Genomic DNA, 6986 nt, shown 5'->3' on the forward strand with positions numbered 1-6986 from the left:
GAACATGGCGCAAGCTGGCATCGGTAACCTCGCGGCAGGGGCGGGCAAGTTCACTGAACTTCGCCAACGCCTTCTGTTCGTACTTGGGGCATTGCTCGTCTATCGCATCGGCTGTTATGTGCCGGTGCCGGGCGTCAATCCCGAGGCCATGCTTGCGCTGATGCAGGCGCAGGGCGGCGGCATCGTGGACATGTTCAACATGTTCTCGGGCGGCGCCCTGCACCGTTTCAGTATCTTCGCGTTGAACGTGATGCCGTATATCTCGGCATCCATCGTGATGCAGCTGGCGGTCCACATCTTCCCGGCCCTGAAGGCCATGCAGAAGGAAGGTGAGTCGGGTCGTCGCAAGATCACCCAGTATTCGCGCATCGGCGCGGTGCTCCTGGCGGTAGTGCAGGGCGGCAGTATCGCGCTGGCACTGCAGAACCAGGTGTCGCCGGGCGGTGCACCGGTGGTGTACGCCCCGGGCATGGGCTTCGTGTTGACCGCGATCATCGCGCTCACTGCAGGCACCATTTTCCTGATGTGGGTGGGTGAGCAGGTGACGGAGCGTGGCATCGGCAACGGTGTGTCGCTGATCATCTTCGCAGGCATCGTGGCTGGCTTGCCGGCTGCTGTGATCCATACCGTCGAAGCCTACCGTGACGGCAACATGAGCTTCATCTCGTTGCTGATCATCGTGCTGGTGGTGCTGGCTTTCACCTACTTCGTGGTGTTCGTGGAGCGCGGTCAGCGTCGTATCACGGTCAATTACGCCCGCCGTCAGGGTGGCCGTAATGCCTATATGAACCAGACCTCGTTCCTGCCGCTGAAGCTCAACATGGCGGGCGTTATCCCGGCGATCTTCGCCTCCAGCATCCTTGCCTTCCCGGCAACGCTGGCGATGTGGTCCGGTCAGGCCAGCTCGGCCACGTGGCTGCAGAAGGTGGCAAACGCGCTGGGCCCGGGCGAGCCGCTGCACATGATCGTGTTCGCTGCGCTGATCACCGGTTTTGCGTTCTTTTACACCGCGCTGGTGTTCAACTCGCAGGAAACCGCTGACAACCTGAAGAAGTCGGGCGCGCTGATTCCGGGTATTCGTCCGGGCAAGGCTACCGCCGATTACATCGATGCCGTGCTGACCCGTCTGACGGCTGCTGGCTCGCTGTACCTGGTGATCGTCTGCCTGCTGCCGGAAATCATGCGTACCCAGCTCAATGCCTCTTTTTACTTCGGCGGCACCTCGCTGCTGATCGTGGTGGTGGTGGTGATGGACTTTATCGCGCAGGTCCAGGCACATCTGATGTCGCACCAGTACGAGAGCCTGTTGAAGAAGGCCAACCTGAAGGGCGGCAACCGCGGCGGTTTTGCACGCGGCTGATTCACCGGTTATACTTTCCGCTTCATAGCGAGAAACCCGCTCCGGTTCCCGGGGCGGTTTTCCAAACAGAAGGGCGGCCCCTGCAGCGGTTTCGGGTGGGGGTGTGATGTGGTTGTTCCGCGCGGGAGTAGCGCGGGCGGCTTGGAGACCTCTCTCCTTGCCAGGCACATCCGGCGCCGGAGCATGGGCACACTCCCCACGCCGGGCTTGTGGAACTGTATGTTCCACGGGCTTCCAAGCAAACCGAAGCCTTGTTAGTATCGCTAGTTCACATTTTTGATCCATCCTGCCGGATTGGCGCGCCTCATGGTGCGTATTCGGCCATCACTCAGCTGGAGAACCGCGTCATGGCGCGTATTGCAGGCGTCAACCTGCCAGCCCAGAAGCATGTCTGGGTCGGGTTGCAAAGCATTTACGGCATCGGCCGTACCCGTTCGAAGAAGGTCTGCGAAGTCGCAGGCGTTGCTTCGACCACCAAGATCCGCGATTTGTCGGAGCCGGAAATCGAGCGTCTGCGTCTCGAAGTCGGCAAGTACATTGTCGAAGGCGATCTGCGCCGCGAAATCGGTATCGCAATCAAGCGTCTGATGGACCTGGGCTGCTACCGCGGCCTGCGTCACCGTCGCGGCCTGCCGCTGCGTGGCCAGCGTACCCGTACCAACGCCCGCACCCGTAAGGGTCCGCGCAAGGCGATCAGGAAGTAAGGGACCTAAGAAATGGCTAAGCCCGCTGCTGCAAAAACCAAGAAGAAGATCAAGCGCGTCATCACTGATGGCGTTGCCCACGTCCACGCTTCGTTCAACAACACCATCGTGACCATCACCGACCGTCAGGGCAATGCACTGTCCTGGGCGACCTCCGGTGGCGCTGGCTTCCGTGGTTCGCGTAAGTCGACTCCGTTCGCCGCTCAGGTTGCCGCCGAAAAGGCTGGCAAGGCTGCGCTGGATTACGGCCTGAAGTCGCTGGAAGTCCGCATCAAGGGTCCGGGTCCGGGCCGTGAGTCGGCCGTACGTTCGTTGAACAACGTCGGCTACAAGATCACCAACATCATCGACGTGACGCCAATCCCGCACAACGGGTGCCGTCCGCCGAAGAAGCGTCGCGTCTAAAGGAGCGATAAAAAATGGCTCGTTATATCGGTCCTACCTGTAAGCTCGCCCGCCGCGAAGGCGCCGACCTCTCCCTGAAGAGCCCGGCCCGCGCGTTGGATTCCAAGTGCAAGCTGGAGCAGAAGCCCGGCCAGCACGGCGCCACTGCCCGTAAGGGCAAGCTGTCCGACTACGCTACCCAGCTGCGCGAAAAGCAGAAGGTCAAGCGTATCTACGGTCTGCTGGAGCGTCAGTTCCGCAACTACTACAAGAAGGCCTCGACCAAGAAGGGCAACACCGGCGAGAACCTGCTGCAGTTGTTGGAAACCCGTCTGGACAACGTCGTCTACCGCATGGGCTTCGCAGTGACCCGTCCGGCTGCCCGTCAGCTGGTCTCGCACCGCGGTGTCACGGTCAACGGCAAGTCGGTGAACCTGGCTTCGTACCAGGTCAAGGCCGGCGACGCAATTGCGCTGTCCGAGAAGGCTGCCAAGCAGCTGCGCGTCCAGGAAGCCCTGGTCGTTGCCGAGCAGCACGACCTCAGCCCGTCGTGGGTCGAAGTCGATTCGAAGAAGTTCAGCGGCGTCTTCAAGGCTGTGCCGGATCGTGCGGACCTGCCTGCGGATATCAACGAAGCGCTGATCGTCGAGTTGTATTCGAAGTAATTCACAATGGAGAACCTCCGGGTTGCACCGGAGGTTCGCAGGAGAACCCGCAACATGACGGTTACCGCAAACCAGGTTCTGCGTCCTCGCGGTCCGCAGATCGAACGCCTTACCGAGACCCGCGCCAAGGTCGTGATCGAGCCTTTGGAGCGTGGTTACGGGCATACGCTGGGCAACGCCCTGCGTCGCGTGCTGCTGTCGTCCATCCCGGGCTTCGCCATTACCGAAGTCGAGATCGACGGCGTGTTGCACGAGTACACCACTCTGGAAGGCCTGCAGGAAGACGTGCTTGACGTCCTGCTGAACCTGAAGGACGTGGCGATCCGTATGCACACCGGCGACAGCGCCACTGTTTCCCTGTCCAAGCAGGGTCCGGGTGTTGTCACCGCTGCCGACATCAAGGTTGACCATAACGTCGAAGTGATCAACGGCGACCATGTGATCTGCAACCTGACCAAGGACACTGCGATCAACATGCGTCTGAAGGTCGAGCGTGGCTTCGGCTACCAGCCGGCTGCTGCGCGTCGTCGTCCGGACGAAGAATCGCGTGCGATTGGTCGTCTGGTGCTGGACGCTTCGTTCTCGCCGGTCCGCCGCGTCGCTTATGCGGTGGAAGCCGCTCGCGTCGAACAGCGTACCGACCTGGACAAGCTGGTCATTGATATCGAAACCAACGGCACGATCGATGCCGAGGAAGCTGTCCGCACCGCGGCCGACATCCTCAGCGATCAGCTGTCGGTGTTCGGTGATTTCACCCACCGCGACCGCGGTGCAGCCAAGCCGGCCAACAACGGCGTGGATCCGGTGCTGCTGCGCCCGATCGACGACCTGGAATTGACCGTGCGTTCGGCCAACTGCCTCAAGGCTGAGAGCATCTACTACATCGGCGATCTGATCCAGAAGACCGAAGTTGAACTGCTCAAGACCCCGAACCTCGGCAAGAAGTCGCTGACCGAGATCAAGGAAGTGCTGGCCCAGCGCGGTCTGTCGCTTGGCATGAAGCTGGAGAACTGGCCGCCGGCCGGTGTCGCCGCTCACGGCATGCTCGGCTGATAAGCAATACCTGTTCCCCCGCATGGGTGACCATGCGGGGGAATATTGTTTCAGCAGTACCCGCATTGACGGTTAAACAACGCCGCAATGCCGGTCGTCCAGGACGGGTGACCAGGACCATCCGCAGTCCACTTTCAACGCCAGGATGGCGACAACGATGTCCAACGTCTCACCATTAACCAAGGAATAAACCCATGCGTCACATGAAGTCGGGCCGCAAGTTCAACCGCACCAGCGCCCACCGCGAAGCAATGTTCAAGAACATGGCTGCGTCGCTGTTCAAGCACCAGCTGATCAAGACCACCCTGCCGAAGGCCAAGGAACTGCGCCGCGTTGCCGAGCCGCTGATCACCCTGGCCAAGGTTGATTCGGTTGCCAACCGTCGTCTGGCGTTCGCCCGCCTGCGTGACAAGGAAGCCGTAGGCATCCTGTTCACCATCCTGGGCCCGCGCTACGCCAACCGTCCGGGCGGCTACCTGCGCCTGCTGAAGTGCGGCTTCCGCGCTGGCGACAACGCTCCGATGGCTTACGTTGAACTGGTTGACCGTCCGGTCGCCGTTGCGGAAGAAGTCGGCGAGTAATCGCACGCTTCCGTCCATCGACGGATGCAGGAGAAGCCCGGCCTATGCCGGGCTTTTTTGTTCATGTGGTTACAGCTGCCATCACTGCTGATCGCGCGCGGAGGGCCTGTTACTCTTGTTGCATTGTTCACTCCGGAAAGTTGCGATGAACCCTTTGCGTTGGAGTTTCCGCGCGCAGTGCCTGCTGGGCTTTTTGACCTGTGCTGGCCTGCTCGCCTTTGCGATCTACATGCAGATCCAGATGGGGCTGGAGCCGTGTCCGCTGTGCATCTACCAGCGCATCGCATTTGCCGCCGTCGGGGTGCTGTTCCTGCTCGGTGCACTGCACGGGCCGTCCAGCCGCGGCGGGCGCGCCGGCTATGGCGTGTTGACCTTCCTGGCGGCCGTGGTGGGCATTGGCATCGCCGGGCGCCATGTCTACGTGCAGTTGTTGCCGAAGGACCTGGGCAGCAGCTGCGGCCCACCGTTGAGCTTCCTCGCCGAAACCATGGGTCCGTTCGAAGTGTTCCGCACCGTGCTGACCGGTACTGGTGACTGCGGCAACATCGACTGGACCTTCCTCGGCCTGAGCATGCCGATGTGGAGCCTGGTGTGGTTTGTACTGCTTGCGGGTTGGGCCCTGTATGCCGGCCTGCGCACACGTAAAAAACGTTTGATCTGACTCTTTCACTTATTCAACTGGTATCTGCATGAACGCTTCCTCCTCCCCGTCATCCGTCGCCACCGCCAGTAGTTGGGCGCCGGATAGCTGGCGTGGCAAGCCCGCGCTGCAGATGCCGACGTACCCCGATCCGCAGGCGCTGGAGGCCGCGTTGAGCGAGCTGCGGCAATTGCCGCCGCTGGTGACCTCGTGGGAGATCTTCGCGCTCAAGCAGCAGCTGGCCGAGGCACAGGAGGGCAAGCGTTTCCTGCTGCAGGGCGGTGACTGCGCCGAGAACTTCGTCGACTGCGAATCGGGCACGATCTCCAACCGGCTCAAGGTGCTGCTGCAGATGAGCCTGGTGATGGTGCATGGCCTGCGCATGCCGGTGATCCGCGTTGGCCGCTTTGCCGGCCAGTACGCCAAACCGCGCTCGGCCGATACCGAAACCCGCGACGGGGTGACCTTGCCCAGCTACCGCGGCGACGTGATCAATGCGCCGGCGTTCACCGAGGCCGCGCGCGTGCCTGATCCGCAGCGGATGATCACCGCGCATTCGCGCTCGGCGCTGACGATGAACTTCGTGCGTGCGCTGATCGATGGCGGCTTTGCCGACCTGCACCACCCCGAGTACTGGAACCTGGCGTGGATGCGCTGCTCGCCGCTAGCCGAGGAGTACCAGGAGATGGTCGCCTCGATCGGTGATGCGGTGCGCTTCATGGAGACCTTGTCGGGCTCACAGGTGCACAACCTCAACCGCGTGGATTTCTACACCTCGCATGAGGCCTTGCTGCTGCCGTACGAGCAGGCGCTGACCAGGCAGGTGCCGCGCCAGAGCGGCTGGTTCAACCTGAGCACGCATTACCCGTGGATCGGCATGCGCACCGCGGCGCTGGATGGCGCCCACGTGGAGTACCTGCGCGGCGTGCGTAATCCGATCGCGATCAAGGTGGGGCCGTCGGTACAGCCGGATCAGCTGCTGCGCTTGATCGACGTGTTGAACCCGGATGACGAACCGGGCCGCCTGAGCTTCATCCACCGCATGGGCGCGAACCAGATCGCCGACAAGTTGCCGCCGCTGCTGGATGCGATCAAGCGCGATGGCCGCCGCGTGCTGTGGGTCTGCGACGCGATGCACGGCAATACCGAGAGCACCAGCAACGGTTACAAGACCCGGCGGTTTGACAACATCCGCAGCGAGGTCGAGCTGTCCTTCGACCTGCACGCAGCGGCCGGTACGCGTCTGGGCGGCGTGCACCTGGAGTTGACTGGCGAGGATGTCACCGAGTGCACCGGAGGCGCCCGCGAGCTCACCGAGCGCGATCTGGAGCGTGCCTACCGTTCCAGTGTCGACCCGCGGCTGAACTACGAGCAGTCGTTGGAGATCGCCATGGCCATCGTCCGCAAGCAGGGCTGATTGTGAATGTAGTGCCGAGCCACGCTCGGCAAGGGCATTCCCGGTAAATCCGAACCTGTAGTGGGGGGGGGGGGGGGGGGGGGGGGGGGGGGGGGGGGGGGGGGGGGGGGGGGGGGGGGGGGGGGGGCGGGGGGCGCGGGGGGGGTGGAATGGCGGATGGAGGGGGGGGGCTGCGCGGGCCG

At 62.6% G+C, this 6986-nt stretch carries 8 protein-coding genes; all 8 read left to right on the forward strand.

From position 1 onward, the window contains the following. The first annotated feature begins 4 nt into the window (after positions 1 to 4). The 8 genes from secY to ACVOMF_RS14530 all read left to right on the forward strand — a co-directional run bounded on the left by secY (position 5) and on the right by ACVOMF_RS14530 (position 6804). The gene (gene secY, locus ACVOMF_RS14495) at positions 5 to 1360 is read left to right on the forward strand and encodes a preprotein translocase subunit SecY (protein WP_282270254.1); all 1356 of its coding nucleotides are present in this window, start codon (positions 5 to 7) and stop codon (positions 1358 to 1360) included. Between the two features lie 347 nt (positions 1361 to 1707). Next, on the forward strand, positions 1708 to 2064 hold the full coding sequence (gene rpsM, locus ACVOMF_RS14500) for a 30S ribosomal protein S13 (RefSeq protein ID WP_057633111.1): 357 nt from the start codon (positions 1708 to 1710) through the stop codon (positions 2062 to 2064). 12 nt (positions 2065 to 2076) lie between these two features. After that, a complete protein-coding gene (gene rpsK, locus ACVOMF_RS14505) occupies positions 2077 to 2469 on the forward strand; it encodes a 30S ribosomal protein S11 (protein ID WP_057629606.1) in 393 nt (130 codons plus the stop codon). A 14-nt stretch (positions 2470 to 2483) separates the two neighbouring features. After that, on the forward strand, positions 2484 to 3113 hold the full coding sequence (rpsD, locus tag ACVOMF_RS14510) for a 30S ribosomal protein S4 (protein WP_057633112.1): 630 nt from the start codon (positions 2484 to 2486) through the stop codon (positions 3111 to 3113). 54 nt (positions 3114 to 3167) lie between these two features. Continuing rightward, positions 3168 to 4166: a DNA-directed RNA polymerase subunit alpha gene (locus ACVOMF_RS14515; RefSeq protein ID WP_062169013.1), complete on the forward strand. Its 999-nt coding sequence runs from the start codon at positions 3168 to 3170 to the stop codon at positions 4164 to 4166. A gap of 194 nt (positions 4167 to 4360) precedes the next feature. Beyond that, positions 4361 to 4747, forward strand: coding sequence for a 50S ribosomal protein L17 (gene rplQ / locus ACVOMF_RS14520; protein WP_481509903.1), 387 nt, complete (start codon positions 4361 to 4363; stop codon positions 4745 to 4747). Between the two features lie 145 nt (positions 4748 to 4892). After that, positions 4893 to 5408, forward strand: coding sequence for a disulfide bond formation protein B (locus ACVOMF_RS14525; protein ID WP_481509904.1), 516 nt, complete (start codon positions 4893 to 4895; stop codon positions 5406 to 5408). Between the two features lie 28 nt (positions 5409 to 5436). Then, positions 5437 to 6804 carry a class II 3-deoxy-7-phosphoheptulonate synthase gene (locus tag ACVOMF_RS14530; RefSeq protein WP_481509905.1) on the forward strand — a complete coding sequence of 456 codons (1368 nt, stop codon included), beginning with the start codon at positions 5437 to 5439 and terminating at the stop codon, positions 6802 to 6804. The last annotated feature ends 182 nt before the right edge of the window (positions 6805 to 6986 follow it).

The organism is Stenotrophomonas sp. STEN022 (assembly GCF_056760155.1).

Bases quoted from the DNA above. Each gene is read 5' to 3' on its own strand.
- secY (WP_282270254.1), top strand. From the start codon at position 5: ATGGCGCAAGCTGGCATCGGTAACCTCGCGGCAGGGGCGGGCAAGTTC.
- rpsM (WP_057633111.1), top strand. From the start codon at position 1,708: ATGGCGCGTATTGCAGGCGTCAACCTGCCAGCCCAGAAGCATGTCTGG.
- rpsK (WP_057629606.1), top strand. From the start codon at position 2,077: ATGGCTAAGCCCGCTGCTGCAAAAACCAAGAAGAAGATCAAGCGCGTC.
- rpsD (WP_057633112.1), top strand. From the start codon at position 2,484: ATGGCTCGTTATATCGGTCCTACCTGTAAGCTCGCCCGCCGCGAAGGC.
- ACVOMF_RS14515 (WP_062169013.1), top strand. From the start codon at position 3,168: ATGACGGTTACCGCAAACCAGGTTCTGCGTCCTCGCGGTCCGCAGATC.
- rplQ (WP_481509903.1), top strand. From the start codon at position 4,361: ATGCGTCACATGAAGTCGGGCCGCAAGTTCAACCGCACCAGCGCCCAC.
- ACVOMF_RS14525 (WP_481509904.1), top strand. From the start codon at position 4,893: ATGAACCCTTTGCGTTGGAGTTTCCGCGCGCAGTGCCTGCTGGGCTTT.
- ACVOMF_RS14530 (WP_481509905.1), top strand. From the start codon at position 5,437: ATGAACGCTTCCTCCTCCCCGTCATCCGTCGCCACCGCCAGTAGTTGG.